Genomic DNA, 15,360 nt, shown 5'->3' on the forward strand with positions numbered 1-15,360 from the left:
GGAACATGGGGAAGCTCACTTTTTGTACTGCGCAATTGGGTCGTAGAGGCTTTCTCCAGAGCTGTGTCTTGCTCGGCGCGGGGGGCGCGGTGTTCGGCGCCTCGGCGGCCGTTGCGGGCAAGACGGTCGAAAAGCCCGGGTTCGTGGTAATCAACGGTTGGGTATTGCCGTCCCGTTACTTCCGGAACGCGTCAGCATGATCAAGGACTTTGAGCAGCAGAAGGCGCTGCGCGATCACTATGATTTCTGCATCATCGGGGCCGGCCCGGCGGGTATAACCCTGGGCTTGCGCCTGGCAGCCGCCGGCTGGAGCGTAATGATCGCCGAAGGCGGGGGGCGCGAGTATGCGCCGCACTCGCAAGACTTGTACGCGTGCTCATCCACCGGCCTGGAGCTGTATGCCGGGGAAACCCGCCTGCGCTACCTGGGTGGCACTTCCAATCACTGGGCTGGCCGGTGCCGACCATTCACCCCTTCGGATTTTGCCGTCGCCCCGCCAGGCGTCTTGCCGGGCTGGCCAATTCCCTACTCGGAGATCGAAGGCTTTCTGCCGGCAGCCATGGAGATCGTCGATCTGGCGCCTGGCTCGGATTTTCGTGCGATGAATGCCGGTCTCAATGGCGGTGACTTCGAGGCGGACCGTTTTCTGCTCAGCACGCCGACACGTTTTGCGCAGAAGTACGCTACAGCACTGGAGCAGACCCCAGGCCTGGATGTGTTCATCAACTGTAATTGCGTTGACCTGGAGTTCGACAAGGCTTCCGGCCACCTGGCTGCGGTGGTTTTGTCTGACTATGAGTGCAATCGTCAACGCCTGGTGGCTGGAAATTTCATTCTGGCCACAGGGGCCATCGAGAATGCCCGGCAGTTGCTGAACAGCGAGACCCTGGTGGCCGCAGGCGTGGTGAGCAAGGAAGGGCTGGTCGGCGGGTGTTTCATGGAACACCTGAATATCGAAATGGGCACTTTCATCCTCAAGTCCGGGCAGGACCCAGAGCCGCGCCAGTACTACACCACCGATGCTTTCGTCGACGAGTACAAGGCCGGTAAAGGCAATGTCACCGCCTCCTTGCTGGCCGATGTGCAAACTTATGGCCGCACTGCCGAGGTGAAGTATTTTCTCGAGAGCCTGGCCTGCGACATGGGGTTTGCCAGCAAGGTCGCCTTCGTCGCCAAGTTCAGCTGCCCTGGTGACGGCGTGATCGGCACCATGATCGAGCAGTTTCCCAACCTGCACAGCCGCATTTCGCTGCTGGACAAGAAGGATGCGCTGGGCGTGGCCAAGGTCAATGTCAATTGGGTGCTTAGCGCCGAAGACCGGCACACCATCAAGTGCATTGGCAGCGAACTGGCCAAGCAGTTCGCCGACATGGACCTGGGGTTCGTCAAGCTCAACGATTTCGTTTACGACACCTCGATACCGCTGAGAATGGCACCCCATGCCCATCACATGGGCACCACGCGCATGGCCGCCTCGCCGCAGTTCGGTGTGGTCGATGCCAATTGCAAGGTGTTCGGTACCGAAAACCTGTATGTCGCCGGCAGCAGCATTTTTGCCAAGGGCGGCGCCTCCAACCCGACCATGCCGCTGTTGCAATTTGCCTTGCGGCTGGCCGACCACCTCGATAACAAGATGAAAGCGGCCAGCGGCGCCGCGGCGTGATGAAGGTTGTACACGGGTGAGTGCGATGCGGTCAGCACCTAGAAGAACGAGACCGGAACGCCTCAGGAGACTCCAGATTGTTCAGATCGCGAGGCCAGGCAGTATGAAAGGATGGATACGCAAGGCAGTGGCGCGCTACGCCCATGCAACCGGGCGAGGTGGCAAATTCTACAGGAGGTTCTGCAACCCATCTGGTCTTGAATGGGGGGCCTATCTGGCCCGATGGGGCAACTTTCATTCGGTCGGCAGCAATTTCTACGTCAATACAGGCTGCAAGTTTCTCGACCCGTCGCTGGTACGTATCGGTAACAGCGTGGGCTTGTCCGACTGCACGTTGATCGGTCATGACGGGGTGGTATTGCTGATCGAGCATCGCTTTGGCAAGCACCTGGATTCGGTCGGTTTCATCGACATCAAGGACAACTGCTTCATCGGCCATGGTGCGATCGTGATGCCGCGCGTGACCATCGGGCCCGAATCCATCGTGGCGGCAGGGGCGGTGGTGACCAAGGACGTGCCGCCAGGCACCGTCTATGGTGGCAACCCTGCCGAGTTCATTTGTACCACCGAACAGTTGATCAAGCGGGTCGAGGCACGTTGCGAAGCCTACCCATGGATCGATCTGGTGAAGCAGCGCAACGGTGCCTACGACCCGGAAGTGGAACCGTTACTGATGGCGCAAAGACGTCAGTATTTCTTCGGGGACAGCTGAAATGGCTAGCAAACCTGTGGATGTCATGGTGGTCAACTTCAATACCGCTGGACTGTTGCAGCCGATGTTCGATGCGCTGCGCCGGGCCGACAGCGAGCGCCTGGCCAGTTACCTGGTGGTCGACAATGCCTCGCGCGATGACTCGGTGCAGCGCATAGCCCAGGTGTGCCCCGAGGCACTGCTGCTGAGCAACAAGCAGAACGTGGGTTTCGGCCGGGCCAACAACCAGTTGTTGGCGCACCTCAAGGGCAAGTACGCCTTGCTGCTCAATACCGATGCCTTCGTTGCCGCCGACTCGCTGCAAAAAACGCTCGACTACATGGACGCCCACCCGGAGTGCGGCGTACTGGGGGTGCGCCTGGAGGGTCGCGATGGCGACCTGCAGCCCAGTTGTCGCTACTTCCCCACGCCGCTCAATGTGTTCGTCGGGCGCACCGGGTTGGGGCGGTTCTTCCCAGGGCTGAAGATGGTCGACGACATGAACTGGGACCACGCTTCGGTGCGCGAGTGTGACTGGTTGCCCGGCTGCTTCTACCTGGTGCGCCGCGAAGTACTCGACAAGGTGGGTTTGTTCGACCCGCGCTACTTCCTTTATTACGAAGAGGTGGACCACTGCAAGCGGGTGAAGGAAGCGGGCTGGAAAGTGGTGTTCTACCCGCATACCACGGTGGTGCACATCGGTGGCGAAAGCTCCAAGTCGGTGGCGGAGCTGGAGGCCGCCAGCCGGCAGATCTCGTCCTATCAGATCGAAAGCGAGTTGCTGTACTTCCGCAAGCATCATGGGGTGGCGGGGCTTGCCCTGCACATGCTGCTGGTCACGCTGGGCGACCTGGTGCTGGCACTCAAGGCGCTGTTGAAACGACGCGGCTGGGGCGCCATTCAGGCCTGCTGGCGTCATTGCCGGGCAACCTGGTCTTTGCTGTTCAAGACCCGGTACGCCAGCCAACCGACAAGGTAGGTGGAGCCATGTTCGATAATATTCGCGCCGACCTGCGGGCCCATGGCGGGGACTGGGGCGCCCAGGGCTTCTGGGTATTGCTGGTGTACCGCTTTGGCCGCTGGCGTTATACGCTGCGCCCGGCACTGCTGCGCAAACTGTGCTCGCTCATCTACAAGGTGCTGTTCAAATTCGTCCAGATCATCACCGGTATCGAACTGCCGTGCGAGGTGGTGATCGGGCGCAACTTCGTCATCGATCATTTTGGCGGCATCGTTGTCAGCGGCTATGCCCGCTTCGGCGATGACTGCCGTATCCGCAACGGCGTGGTGGTGGGCCTGAAGAATGTCGACGAGCCGATTGCCCCGGTGTTCGGCAACAACGTCGACATTGGCACCGGGGCCAAGGTGCTGGGCAGTATTCGCATCGGCAACAACGTGATCATCGGCGCCAATGCCGTCGTGCTGGTAGATGTGCCTGACAATTCACTGGCAGTGGGGGTGCCGGCCATCATCAAGGCCCGGCAACCGGCCGCCACGGCATCGGTCGAGTGAGGCCTATGGCAACGGTGATCGGCGTGGTGGTGATCGGCCGCAATGAAGGCCTGCGTCTCGAGCGCTGCCTTGTTTCGCTGGCGCAGGGGGCGGACAAGGTCATGTACGTCGACTCGGGTTCCACCGATGGTTCGCTGCAGTTGGCCGCCAACCTTGGCGTGGACGTGCTGGCGCTGGACATGAGTATCCCGTTCACCGCCGCACGCGCCCGCAATGAAGGCTTTGCCGCCTTGCAGCGCCTGTTGCCATCGATGCAACTGGTACAGTTCGTCGATGGCGACTGCGAGGTGAATGCCACCTGGCTGGCCACGGCGCAGGCTTTTCTTGAGCAGCACCCCGCCGTGGCAGTGGTGTGTGGTCGACGGCGTGAGCGCTTCCCGCAGCGCTCGGTGTACAACTTGCTGTGCGACCTGGAGTGGGATACCCCGGTCGGTGAGGCCAAGGCCTGTGGCGGCGATGCGCTGATGCGGGCAGACGCCTTTGCTGCCGTGGGTGGCTTCCGTCCTGACCTGATCGCCGGAGAAGAGCCTGAACTGTGTGTGCGTTTGCGGGCCAACGGCTGGAAAATCTGGCGACTGGCTGCCGAGATGACCCTGCACGATGCCGGCATGACGCGTTTCAGCCAATGGTGGCGGCGTAGCCTGCGCGCTGGGCATGCCTATGCCGAGGGCGCCTACCTGCATGGCCAGTCACCCGAGCGGCATTGGCTGCGTGAGTCACGTCGGGCCTGGTTGTGGGGCCTGGGCATACCTTTGGTGATCGCGCTGGCCTGCCTGCTGCTGGGCGGCTGGGGCCTGCTGTTGCTGTTGATCTACCCACTGCAGGCGGTGCGCCTGGCGCGCCGCGGCGGCAAGTGGACGCGCGAGAACTGGCTGCAGGCCGTGTTCCTGGTGTTGGGCAAGTTCCCGGAAATGCTCGGCCAACTGAAGTTCCTGCGCCACCGCCTTGCGGCTGGCAAATCGGCTTTGATCGAGTACAAGTGAGAGAAACCCATGATGCTCGGCACCCTCGTGAAAAGCGTGTTTACCTTGCAACCGGGTTACTCGTTGCGGGCGATGCACAACAAGTACAAGTTGGCACGGCAGATCGCCAGGCAGTGGCCTGAGCTGAACGGGTTCATGCAGCGCATGACGGCGGCGCTGGGGCCGCATGGTCTGCAGCGGCTGGGTGTGGATTGTATCGGTGTCGTGCAATGGCCTTACATCAGCCGATGCTGGGAGGCGCCACAGCGTCTGGAGGTGGTGGCTACGCACTTTGAACGGGTGGCTGGGCAGTTCCCGGCGTTGCTGTTGCTGGGGCGCGACGAAAACCTGAGGCTGTGTGACCTGTCCAGCCACTCGCCGGGCTGTTGCCTGGTACTGGACCGGCCAATCTGGTTCAAGCGCGAAGGCGAGCTGGTGCTGAACCTGTTCCAGGCCGACCTGCGTGTGGCATCCCTGGCCTTCACCCTGGGCCGCAGCCAGGGTGAAACCTGCCTGTTCATCGGTGCGGTGCAGGGCATCCACAAAGGTATCGACAGCGAAACCTCGCTGGCCATCTACCGTGACCTGACCAAGGACTTCGAAGGGCTGCGGCCACGCAGCCTGTTGCTCGAAGCGTTGAAATGCCTGGGCAGAACCTTGGGTGTGACACAGCTGTATGCCGTCAGCGACGCCTGCCGGCACCATCGCCATCCCTATTTTGGCAGCGACAAGGACCAGGACCTGGCGGCCAACTACGACGTGATCTGGCAAGAACACGGTGCCACAGCGTCTGACCGTGAGGATTTTTTCAGCCTGCCATTAGCGCCGGCGCAACGGGCGGAAACTGACATCCCGGCCAAGAAACGGGCGATGTACCGCCGCCGCCAGGCATTGCTCGACGATGTTTTCACCCGTTTGCAGGCAGCATTGCCAAGCAGCAATCACAACCTTGGACTACAAGGAAAACAGGGGGATGCATTTGCTGTGAGTGCATCGGCAGTAGACGGACCGCCCGTAGTCGACAGCCTGAAGTGAAGGTTGCCAGGGAAGGTTGGTCATCAAGCGGGTTTGGATCTGGATTCGTATGCGCATTGCTTACTTCATCAATCAGTACCCGAAAGTCAGCCACAGTTTCATCCGTCGCGAAATTCTGGCGCTGGAGCGCCAGGGGGTTGAGGTGCAACGTATAGCCCTGCGTGGGTGGGACGCCGAAGTGCAGGATGCCGAGGACGCAAGCGAACGGGGCAAGACCCGCTACGTATTGCAAGGTGGGCTCAAGGGGTTGTTGGCACCGACGTGGCAGGTACTGCGTACGCAGCCGCGGCGGTTTTTCCAGGCGCTGTGGCTGGCCATGCGCCTCGGCTTGCGGGCCGACCGTGCCTGGCCCTACCACCTGGTCTACCTGGCCGAGGCCTGCCAGGTGCTGCAGTGGTTGCAGGCAGGGGAGGCGACACATGTGCACGCGCATTTCGGCACCAACTCTACGGAAGTGGTCATGCTGGCCAACGTCCTGGGCGGGCCGGCATACAGCTTTACCGTGCACGGGCCGGAAGAATTCGACAAGCCACAGTTCTTGCACATGGGGGAAAAGGTGCGCCGCGCCGCCTTTGTCGCGGCGGTGAGCTCGTATGGGCGCAGCCAGCTGTACCGTTGGGTGGCGCACGAGCACTGGGGCAAGGTGAAGGTGGTGCATTGCGGCCTGGAGCGTGGGTTTCATGAGGTGGCGCCGGTCAATGTGCCGCCGGCACCAAGGCTGGTGTGTGTCGGGCGACTGTGCGAACAGAAGGGCCAGCTGCTGTTGCTGGAAGCGGCGCGCTGTCTCGCTGCCCAGTCGATCGCCTTCGAGCTGGTGCTGGCGGGTGACGGTGAAATGCGCGAGCAGATCGAGGCCTTGATTGCCCGGCACGGCTTGCAGCAGCAAGTGCGTATCACCGGTTGGATCAGCAGTGCGCAGGTACGCGAGGAAATCCTGGCCGCCCGTGCGCTGGTGCTACCCAGCTTCGCCGAGGGCTTGCCCGTGGTCATCATGGAGGCCATGGCCTTGCGCCGGCCCGTGCTCACCACCTATGTAGCGGGTATCCCCGAGCTGGTGCGGCCTGGCGAAAACGGCTGGCTGTTCCCAGCCGGTGCCGTGGACGAGCTGGCAACAGCCATGGCCGACTGCCTGGCGCAACCGGCCGAGGTACTGCAGCGCATGGGCGAGGTGGCCTACCAGCGTGTCGTGCAACGGCATGACATCGATACCGAGGCGGCCAGGCTGGCCGACTATTTCAAGGCATACGCATGATAAGTGTATTGGGTTGGTTACTGGGCCTGTTGGCGATCATCGTCCTGGTACCGGTGTCGGTGCTGTTGCTGCAAGTGTTGCTGGCTTGCCTGCCGGCGCGGTCCAGGCCCAAGGGCATTGGCGAGCGCCCGCGAGTGGCGGTGTTGGTGCCCGCCCACGATGAGGCGCTGGTCATTCGTGCGATGCTGGCCAGCGTTACGCCGCAACTGCTGGACGGCGACCGCTTGCTGGTCGTGGCAGACAACTGTTCGGATGACACGGCCCGGTTGGCACGCGCGTCCGGTGCCGAAGTGGTAGAGCGCCACGATACGCGCTTGCGCGGCAAAGGTTACGCATTGGATTTCGGCGTGCGCCACCTGGCTCAGCGGCCGCCCGAGGTGGTCATCGTGGTGGATGCCGACTGCCAGGTGGGCGAGGGGGCGATCGATTGCCTGGCGCGCCGCTGTCACGCACTTGCCCGCCCGGTACAGTCGCTGTACCTGATGCGTGCACCGGCAGGTGCCGGGTTGAGAGTGCAGGTTGCCGAGTTTGCCTGGCGGGTCAAGAACCTGGTGCGGCCACGCGGCTGGGCGCGTCTGGGCCTGCCATGCCAACTGATGGGCGCGGGCATGGCGTTCGGCTGGCACGATCTGAGCCTGATCAACCTGGCCAATGGTCATCTGGTCGAGGATGTGAAGCTGGGCCTGGACCTTTGCCAGCAGGGCAAACCGCCTGCTTTCTGCCCCGAGGCACTGGTCACTAGCCAGTTCCCGCTCAGCCAGCAGGGTCTCAACAGCCAACGCACCCGCTGGGAGCATGGCCATCTGGGCTTGATGCTTGCCGACGCCCCCAAGCGGGCGATGGCTGCCATCACCCAGCGTAACGCTAGCCTGGCGGCCTTGACCCTGGACTTGCTGGTGCCGCCCCTGGCGTTGCTGGTACTGACCTTGCTCGGGCTTAACCTGGTGACCTGGCTGGCGTACCTGCTGTTCGGCCTGGCGGCGCCCGCGTGGCTCGCCTTTGCCGGTTTGGCCTTGCTGGCCTTTGCCGTGGTGTTGGCCTGGGCGCGCTTCTGCCGTGAAGTGATACCGTTCTCGGTGTTGCTGTACGCGCCGTTTTACGCGGCCAGGAAAATTCCCTTGTACCTGAGTTTCCTGATCAAGCGCCAGGTTGAATGGGTGCGTTCAAAACGGGATGACGACTGATGGCTCAGTGGCAGAATCGCTGGAAGCGTGTGATCGACCAGCTGGCAGTGATCGCTGATGACGCCGCCGTGCAGCACCTGCTCGATCGCCTGGCCACACCGGATACGGCCACCGTGCTGGGCTTCGTCAACGCCCATGCGATGAACCTGGTGGTGCGCGATGGTGGCTACAGCCAGGCGCTGTCGGCCGCAGATGTACTGCTGCGCGATGGTGCCGGCATGGCGATCCTGTATCGCTGCCTGGGCCTGGAACCCGGGCTCAACATGAACGGCACAGACTTCATTCCCAGGCTCATGGCTGCTTACCGAGGGCGCAAGGTCGCCTTCTGGGGCACCCGGCAACCCTACCTGGACCAGGCTGTGCAGCGCTGTAAAGCCGAATTCGGCATCGTGCCAGTGTCGGTTCACGATGGCTTCGCCAGCCTGCAAACCTATCTGCAGTTGGCCCGCGTCCAGCAACCCGAGCTGATCGTGCTGGGCATGGGCATGCCCAAGCAGGAAGCGGTGGCAGCGGCGTTGGCAGCCACTGGCGGGCCATGCCTGATCGTGTGCGGTGGGGCGATCCTGGACTTTCTCGGCGGCAAGGTCAGCCGTGCCCCCGAATGGCTGCGGCGTTTGGGGGGCGAGTGGCTGTACCGCCTGCTGCGCGAGCCCAAGCGCCTGTTCATGCGTTATGTGGTGGGCAATCCGCTATTCCTGTTGCGCACCCTGTTGTACCGGCGGGCGGCGGTTTCGGCCAGGCGGGCCCTATGAATCGGCCAAAAATCGCAAAAGCGGTGATCCCGGGTACGCCAGCGCCGGGTGGCTGCTACAGTGATATCAATCGCTTGAGGGCGCCACGCGCCTGCTGCACGGTTTTTGCTTAAGTCTGTTTTCAAGGCTTGCTGTTTGATGGAAGGCACTTGCTACGCTCATCTTGATGAGGTCTGAAATGGTTTTCGAACCCAGAAGCAGTCGTTCCTTACTCCAGAGAAGAAGCAGTGTCAGTAACGCCATCCAGGCCGGCCTCGATGGTATTGCCGTCACCGGTATTGCCTGGTACCTGATCTACGACCAGTTCGGCTATATCACATCCGATTACGTGATCATGCTGCTGCTGCTGATTGGCGCACTGGCAGTCATTTATGATCATTACGCGATCTACCGCACCAACGTCGGGCTTTCGATCAAGGCGTTCCGCCTGTTCAAGGCCTGGTCGGCAACGTTTTGCTTCCTGGTCGTCATGGCGTTCCTGACCAAACAGAGCGAAACCTATTCACGGCTATTGGTGGTGCAACTGTTCGTCATTGGTTATGTCGCCCAGTTATTCTTGCATTTTGCCGTGCGCGAACTGCAAAAGCGCTTTAGCGCGCATGCGCGCCTGGACAATGCCCTGATCATCGGCAACGGTGACCTGGCCAACTTCCTGTATCAGAAAATCAGCAACAACCCGTGGTTTGGCGAGCGGGTGCTGGGTTGCGTGCTGCTCGACAAAGGCGATGGGCAGGGGCTGGAGAGTGCCGAGGGCAAGCAGCGCCTGCCGGTGCTGGGGCATATTGGCGACCTCGACGAGCTGGTGGCCCAACACGGCATTCGTACGGTGTATCTAGTGACGCCACTGGGTGGCTCCGAGGTCATCAACGACGTGTATTTCAAGTTGCTCGACAAGTGCATTGCGGTGAACTGGGTGCCGGATATCTTCTCGTTGCGCCTGATCAACCACAGCGTGCGGGAAATTGCCGGCATTCCGGTGCTGACCTTGTCGGAGACACCCTTGACGGGCATGAGCCTGTTCTTGAAAAACCTTGAAGACCGGGTGCTGGCCGCGTTGATTTTGCTGTTTGCATCCCCCGTATTGCTGGCTGTTGCGCTGGCCATCAAGATCGACAGCCGCGGGCCGGTGTTCTTCCGCCAGGAACGTACCGGCTGGACAGGAGAATCGTTCCGCATCTGGAAGTTTCGCAGCATGCATGTTCACCAACCGGAAGCAGGTGTGGTCCAGCAGGCGCAGAAGAACGACCCACGGTTGACCCGGGTCGGCGCCTTTATCCGGCGTACAAGCCTTGATGAACTGCCACAACTGTTCAATGTGCTGACCGGGGAAATGTCCCTGGTAGGGCCGCGGCCGCATGCCCTGCAACATGACACCTTGTATTCGCAGGATATCGTTGACTACTTTGCCCGCCACAATATCAAGCCAGGCATGACAGGTTTGGCGCAGGTGCGCGGCTTCAGGGGGGAGACCAAGGATATCGAGCAAATGATCCAGCGGGTCGACTCGGACATCGAGTACATCAACAACTGGTCGTTGTGGCTGGACTTCGTGATCCTGGTGCGCACGCTTAATGCCTTCACCGGTAAGCAGGCTTATTGAGCGCAGCGCTCCTGCTCAAGCGCACCCAAGTGGCTATTCCTTGTTCAACGGATGCAACGCCCTGAACCCCCGCGCTTCTTCCACCAGCCAGTCATGCACCGCCCGCGCACCTGGCTGGTTCAAGCCGCCTGGCGGGTAATGCACTACGTAACGCTTGTGGTTGGCGATCGGTACACCAAACGGCACGATCAGTGCCCCGCGTTCCAGTTCATCATTGAGCAGCGTGCGGCGGGCAATCGCCACGCCGATACCGGCAATAGCCGCCTCGATGGTCAGGTGGTTGCGGTTGAAGGTGTGCCCGCGCCGCACATCCAGGCCGGCGGCGCCGATGCCTTCCAGGTAGAACTCCCACTCGGCATATTCCGAACTGCCACGCCAGGCGGTGATGTCATGCAGCAGCGGGTAGTGCGCCAGGTCAGCGGGGCCATGCAGCGGCGGGCGCCCGCGCAGCAGGGCAGGTGAGCACACCGGGAAGATCTGCTCGTCCAGCAGTGGCGTCGAAAGCATGCCTGGGTAGCTACCATCGTTCAGGTCGATGGCCAAGTCGAAATCACCCGGGGTCAGCGCCTGGGCACTGTCTTCGGCGACCAGGCGCAGTTCGATATCCGGGTAGCGCTGTTGAAAACGCGGCAAGCGCGGCGTGAGCCATTTGGCCAGGAACGAGGGGATCGAACGCACACGCAAGGTGCCGCGGATTTCCCCCGCGTCCAGCCGCAGCAGCTCGGCTTCGATACTGCCGTAGGCCTCGGCCACCGTCTGGGCCAGGCGTTGCCCCTCGGCGCTCAGCTCCACGCCGCGCGCCCGGCGCAGGAACAGCCGGTAGCCCAGGCGCTCTTCCAGTTGGCGCATCTGCTGGCTGACCGCGCCCGGGGTGATGTGCAGCTCTTCGGCACAGCGGGTGAAGGACAAGTGCCGGGCTGCGCAGGCAAATACATGCAGCCAGACGAACATCTGACCATTGAGTTGTCGTCGCATCGTTTAGTACCACTAAAGGCTTGCTTAGGAAGTTTCGTTGGTCATCCGTGAGCCAGCGCGGCAGTATCGCGCAAAATCGCAATAACGCTCAATTTCTTCAGACAACCCTACCCTGGATGCATATCAGGGCAGGGTCAGGCATTAGCATGGCTATCAGTGTTTTCGACCTTTTCAAAATTGGCATCGGGCCGTCCAGTTCCCATACCGTCGGCCCGATGCGCGCGGCGGCCACCTTTGCCCAGGCCTTGCGTGAGCAGGGGCTGCTGGCCCAGGTAACGCGCGTGCAAGTGCGGCTGTATGGCTCGCTGTCGGCCACCGGGGTTGGCCATGCCACCGACCGCGCGTGCCTGCTAGGCTTGATGGGCCAGTGGCCGGACCGTATCGACCCGTCCACGATCGAGTCGCGCATCGGCCAGGTCCTGCAAGAGCACTGCCTGATGCTCGACGGTAGCCATCCGCTGGCCTTCGACTACGGCCGTGACATGCTGCTGCTCGACGAGAGCCTGCCTTATCACCCCAATGCCATGAGCCTGGAAGCCATGGACGGGCAGCGCAGCCTGTTGAGCCAGACCTATTTTTCGGTGGGCGGCGGCTTCATCGTCGAGCAAGCCGAGATCGATGCGCCGGCAAGCGAAACGAATGCCGTGATGCTGCCTTATGAGTTCGACAGTGGTGCCCAACTGCTGGCGTTGTGCAAGGCCCACAACCTGAGCGTGGCGCAACTGATGATGGCCAACGAATGCGCCTGGCGCCCGGAGGCCGAGGTGCGCGAAGGCTTGTTGCGCATCTGGGCGGCCATGCGTGAGTGCGTGGCGAACGGCCTGCGCAACGAGGGCATCCTGCCGGGCGGCTTGCACGTCAAGCGCCGCGCCGCGCGGTTGCATCGCAGCCTGCAGGAGCTGGGCAAGCCCAACGTGATCGGCTCGACCCTTGGTGCCATGGAGTGGGTCAACCTGTTCGCCTTGGCGGTCAATGAAGAAAATGCTGCCGGTGGGCGTATGGTTACCGCGCCCACCAACGGGGCAGCCGGCATTATCCCGGCGGTGTTGCACTACTACATGAAGTTCAACCCCAATGCCTGCGATGCTGATGTGGTGGACTTCCTGCTTGGCGCAGCGGCGGTTGGCATCCTGTGCAAAAAGAACGCCTCGATTTCCGGTGCCGAGGTGGGTTGTCAGGGGGAGGTGGGCTCGGCCTGTTCGATGGCTGCTGCCGGCCTGGCGCAGGTACTGGGTGCTACGCCGCCCCAGCTTGAAAACGCCGCCGAAATTGCCCTGGAGCACAACCTTGGGCTGACCTGCGACCCGGTGGGCGGCCTGGTGCAGGTGCCGTGCATCGAGCGCAATGCGATTGCTGCGGTCAAGGCGATCAACGCTGTGCAAATGGCGCTGCGGGGGGATGGCGAGCACTTCATCTCGCTCGATCGGGTGATCCGCACCATGCGTGATACTGGCGCGGACATGCATGCCAATTACAAGGAAACCTCGCGCGGCGGTTTGGCGGTCGCTTTTGTCGAGTGCTGATGTTTAACGCGGTCAACTGGAGCGGCCTTGGGTCTCGATGGGCCGCTCCTTCACCAGGTTGCGTTGATCTGTTGGGTCAGCGCTGACTCAGCGGCCTTTCTGCTTCGCTGCCAGGAAGCTCGCACGCATGTCCTTGGCCCAGCCATCGAGCACCGGCTTGACGTCATTCAAGGTCAGCTTCTGGGTATCGTTCTCCAGTTCCTGGCCCGCGCCCTTGCGGACCACCTGGGCCAGTACCTTCTGGCTGGCGCCGTCCAGGAACGCTGCCTCCACACCGACATCCACGTCCTGGTCACGGCCACCCATGGCGGTATTCACTCCCGCCGCGATAAGCGCGATAGGGATCACCTCGTAAGGCCTGAGGCCCTCGTTACTAGTGGACACTGCCGTGATCGCCGGGCGTACCACGATCACGCCCGGGCCAGGCCCCTTGGCCAACGGCATCACGCTGCCCATTTCGCGGCGCAGGGCCTCGTTGAAGTAGCGGGTGATTTCCTGCAGCGTCTGCTGCGAGATAACGGCTGTGGGCTGCGGCTTGGGGTAGAACTGGCTTGGCTCGACGAACACCTGGCTGTACTGGTTGATATTGACCTTGGGGTCGATCCAGCGCATCACCGGGTCACCCGACGGGCTCTTGGCTTCTTGCAGCCGGCTGTAGTCTTTGAGGAAGCCGGAGTAATCCTTGGGGTCCACGCGGTTGCTGGAGCAGGCGGCCACGGCAAGCAGCGCGGCGCACAAAAGGGTAATGCGAGGCAATGATTTCATGATGAAAAGGCATCCATGAGAGGTCGGCCACAACAACGCTAGCAGGTGCGAGGCAGTTGGCCAGTGGACGGGGCAATCCTCTTTGAAAAGAACACAGTGCGTGGCCGGGACGGGCTCGCCTGGAGCGACGCTGCAAACGTTGCGGCCCACTCAACCCAGGGCCTCACGCAAGCGGTACCACAACATGCCCAGTGCCAGCAGGGGGGAGCGCAGGGCCTTGCCGCCGGGGAAGGTCAGGTGCGGCACGGCGCTGAACACATCCAGGCCGTGGCTGTGGCCGAGGGCGATGCTTTCGGCCAGCAATTTCGCCGTCCAGTGCGTCACGTTCAGCCCGTGGCCGGAATAGCCCTGGGCGTAATACACGTTAGGGTGCTGGTTCAGGCGCCCGACCTGGGGGAAACGGTTGGCGGTGATGCCGATCATGCCACCCCACTGGTAGTCGATGCGCACGTTGGCCAGTTGCGGGAATACTTTCAGCACCTTGGGCCGCATATAGGCAGCGATGTCCTTGGGGTCTCGACCAGAATAGTGGCAGGCGCCGCCGAACAGCAGGCGGCGGTCTGCGGTGAGGCGGTAGTAGTCCAGGCCGACCTTCTGGTCGCACAGCGCCATGTTTTGCGGGATCAGGCTGCTGGCCAGTGCTTCGGGCAAGGGTTCGGTGGCCACTACATAGCTGCCGGCCGGGAGCACCTTGCCACTCAGGCGCGGTTCCAGTTCATCCAGGTGAGCGTTGCAGCCCAGCACCAGGCTGCTTGCGCGCACCTTGCCGCGCGCCGTGTGCAGCGTCAACCTGGGCCCGTGCTCAATGCGCAGCACCGGGCTTTGCTCGAAAATGCGCACGCCCAGGCCGTGGGCCGCGCGGGCTTCGCCCTGGACCAGATCAAGTGGGTGCAGGTGTCCCGAGCCCATGTCGACCAGGCCGCCAGCGTACTGGTCGCTGGCGACGATCTCGTTCAGCTGCCCGGCGCTGACCAGGCGTGTTTCATGGCGATAGCCCAGAGCGACCAGGTCGTCCTGTTCCTCCTTGAAGGCGGCGAACTGCGCCGCGGTGTTGGCCAGTTCGCAGAAGCCCCAGCGCAGATCGCAGGCAATGCCGTAGCGGGCGATGCGCTCGGCCACCAGTTCCACTGAGTCGATGCCGGCCTGCTTCAGGTAGCGCACACCGTCCTGGCCGACATGCCGGGCAAAGCCGCTGACATCATGGCCGATACCGCGAATCAGCTGGCCGCCATTGCGCCCACTGGCGCCCCAGCCGATGCGTCGGGCTTCCAGCAGTACCACCGAGAGGCCACGCTCGGCCAGCTCCAGGGCTGTATTGACCCCAGTCAGGCCGCCGCCGATCACGCATACGTCGGCCGTCAGTTCACTGTCCAGGCTGGGGTAGGGGGCCGCGTCGCGCGCTGTGGCGGCGTAGTACGAGGCAGTGTGTTGGGTATTGAAAGACAT

General features: G+C 62.3%; 14 protein-coding genes. 11 read left to right on the forward strand and 3 right to left on the reverse strand.

The features are described 5' to 3' along the window. Positions 1-196: 196 nt before the first annotated feature. The 10 genes from V7787_RS00080 to V7787_RS00125 all read left to right on the forward strand — a co-directional run bounded on the left by V7787_RS00080 (position 197) and on the right by V7787_RS00125 (position 10,651). Entirely contained in the window at positions 197-1,663 is a 1,467-nt protein-coding gene (locus V7787_RS00080) for a GMC oxidoreductase (RefSeq protein ID WP_198748209.1), read from the forward strand. Positions 1,664-1,766: 103 nt separating this feature from the next. Then, positions 1,767-2,375: an acyltransferase gene (locus V7787_RS00085; RefSeq protein ID WP_029615442.1), complete on the forward strand. Its 609-nt coding sequence runs from the start codon at positions 1,767-1,769 to the stop codon at positions 2,373-2,375. Between the two features lies 1 nt (position 2,376). Continuing rightward, complete coding sequence (locus V7787_RS00090) at positions 2,377-3,333, forward strand: glycosyltransferase family 2 protein (protein WP_336084629.1); 957 nt, start codon at positions 2,377-2,379, stop codon at positions 3,331-3,333. An 8-nt stretch (positions 3,334-3,341) separates the two neighbouring features. Next, positions 3,342-3,866: a serine O-acetyltransferase gene (locus V7787_RS00095; protein WP_064492801.1), complete on the forward strand. Its 525-nt coding sequence runs from the start codon at positions 3,342-3,344 to the stop codon at positions 3,864-3,866. A 5-nt stretch (positions 3,867-3,871) separates the two neighbouring features. Further along, a complete protein-coding gene (locus V7787_RS00100) occupies positions 3,872-4,849 on the forward strand; it encodes a glycosyltransferase family 2 protein (RefSeq protein ID WP_336084631.1) in 978 nt (325 codons plus the stop codon). A 9-nt stretch (positions 4,850-4,858) separates the two neighbouring features. Further along, complete coding sequence (locus tag V7787_RS00105) at positions 4,859-5,863, forward strand: VirK/YbjX family protein (RefSeq protein WP_336084633.1); 1,005 nt, start codon at positions 4,859-4,861, stop codon at positions 5,861-5,863. A 49-nt stretch (positions 5,864-5,912) separates the two neighbouring features. Beyond that, entirely contained in the window at positions 5,913-7,115 is a 1,203-nt protein-coding gene (locus V7787_RS00110) for a glycosyltransferase (RefSeq protein WP_336084634.1), read from the forward strand. Further along, the gene (locus tag V7787_RS00115; RefSeq protein WP_010954029.1) at positions 7,112-8,299 is read left to right on the forward strand and encodes a glycosyltransferase family 2 protein; all 1,188 of its coding nucleotides are present in this window, start codon (positions 7,112-7,114) and stop codon (positions 8,297-8,299) included. Before V7787_RS00110 ends, V7787_RS00115 begins: the two co-directional genes overlap by 4 nt. Next, positions 8,299-9,051, forward strand: coding sequence for a WecB/TagA/CpsF family glycosyltransferase (locus V7787_RS00120; protein ID WP_010954030.1), 753 nt, complete (start codon positions 8,299-8,301; stop codon positions 9,049-9,051). The genes V7787_RS00115 and V7787_RS00120 overlap by 1 nt, the downstream gene beginning before the upstream one ends. A gap of 178 nt (positions 9,052-9,229) precedes the next feature. After that, complete coding sequence (locus V7787_RS00125) at positions 9,230-10,651, forward strand: undecaprenyl-phosphate glucose phosphotransferase (RefSeq protein ID WP_104887594.1); 1,422 nt, start codon at positions 9,230-9,232, stop codon at positions 10,649-10,651. Between the two features lie 33 nt (positions 10,652-10,684). Here the strand turns inward: V7787_RS00125 and V7787_RS00130 are convergent, their stop codons facing one another. Further along, complete coding sequence (locus tag V7787_RS00130; protein ID WP_012052371.1) at positions 10,685-11,626, reverse strand: LysR substrate-binding domain-containing protein; 942 nt, start codon at positions 11,624-11,626, stop codon at positions 10,685-10,687. Positions 11,627-11,772: 146 nt separating this feature from the next. Here V7787_RS00130 and V7787_RS00135 point away from each other — a divergent pair, with 146 nt between their 5' ends. Then, positions 11,773-13,149, forward strand: a complete 1,377-nt coding sequence (locus tag V7787_RS00135) for an L-serine ammonia-lyase (protein ID WP_064492797.1) — start codon at positions 11,773-11,775, stop codon at positions 13,147-13,149. 87 nt (positions 13,150-13,236) lie between these two features. Here the strand turns inward: V7787_RS00135 and V7787_RS00140 are convergent, their stop codons facing one another. Both V7787_RS00140 and V7787_RS00145 read right to left on the reverse strand, forming a co-directional pair. After that, a complete protein-coding gene (locus V7787_RS00140; protein ID WP_064492796.1) occupies positions 13,237-13,914 on the reverse strand; it encodes a DUF3313 domain-containing protein in 678 nt (225 codons plus the stop codon). Between the two features lie 150 nt (positions 13,915-14,064). Continuing rightward, positions 14,065-15,360, reverse strand: a complete 1,296-nt coding sequence (locus V7787_RS00145; RefSeq protein ID WP_198748205.1) for an NAD(P)/FAD-dependent oxidoreductase — start codon at positions 15,358-15,360, stop codon at positions 14,065-14,067.

This window comes from Pseudomonas sp. CGJS7, from assembly GCF_036961695.1.

Bases quoted from the DNA above. Each gene is read 5' to 3' on its own strand.
- V7787_RS00080 (WP_198748209.1), top strand. From the start codon at position 197: ATGATCAAGGACTTTGAGCAGCAGAAGGCGCTGCGCGATCACTATGAT.
- V7787_RS00085 (WP_029615442.1), top strand. From the start codon at position 1,767: ATGAAAGGATGGATACGCAAGGCAGTGGCGCGCTACGCCCATGCAACC.
- V7787_RS00090 (WP_336084629.1), top strand. From the start codon at position 2,377: ATGGCTAGCAAACCTGTGGATGTCATGGTGGTCAACTTCAATACCGCT.
- V7787_RS00095 (WP_064492801.1), top strand. From the start codon at position 3,342: ATGTTCGATAATATTCGCGCCGACCTGCGGGCCCATGGCGGGGACTGG.
- V7787_RS00100 (WP_336084631.1), top strand. From the start codon at position 3,872: ATGGCAACGGTGATCGGCGTGGTGGTGATCGGCCGCAATGAAGGCCTG.
- V7787_RS00105 (WP_336084633.1), top strand. From the start codon at position 4,859: ATGATGCTCGGCACCCTCGTGAAAAGCGTGTTTACCTTGCAACCGGGT.
- V7787_RS00110 (WP_336084634.1), top strand. From the start codon at position 5,913: ATGCGCATTGCTTACTTCATCAATCAGTACCCGAAAGTCAGCCACAGT.
- V7787_RS00115 (WP_010954029.1), top strand. From the start codon at position 7,112: ATGATAAGTGTATTGGGTTGGTTACTGGGCCTGTTGGCGATCATCGTC.
- V7787_RS00120 (WP_010954030.1), top strand. From the start codon at position 8,299: ATGGCTCAGTGGCAGAATCGCTGGAAGCGTGTGATCGACCAGCTGGCA.
- V7787_RS00125 (WP_104887594.1), top strand. From the start codon at position 9,230: ATGGTTTTCGAACCCAGAAGCAGTCGTTCCTTACTCCAGAGAAGAAGC.
- V7787_RS00130 (WP_012052371.1), bottom strand. From the start codon at position 11,626: ATGCGACGACAACTCAATGGTCAGATGTTCGTCTGGCTGCATGTATTT.
- V7787_RS00135 (WP_064492797.1), top strand. From the start codon at position 11,773: ATGGCTATCAGTGTTTTCGACCTTTTCAAAATTGGCATCGGGCCGTCC.
- V7787_RS00140 (WP_064492796.1), bottom strand. From the start codon at position 13,914: ATGAAATCATTGCCTCGCATTACCCTTTTGTGCGCCGCGCTGCTTGCC.
- V7787_RS00145 (WP_198748205.1), bottom strand. From the start codon at position 15,360: ATGTCTTTCAATACCCAACACACTGCCTCGTACTACGCCGCCACAGCG.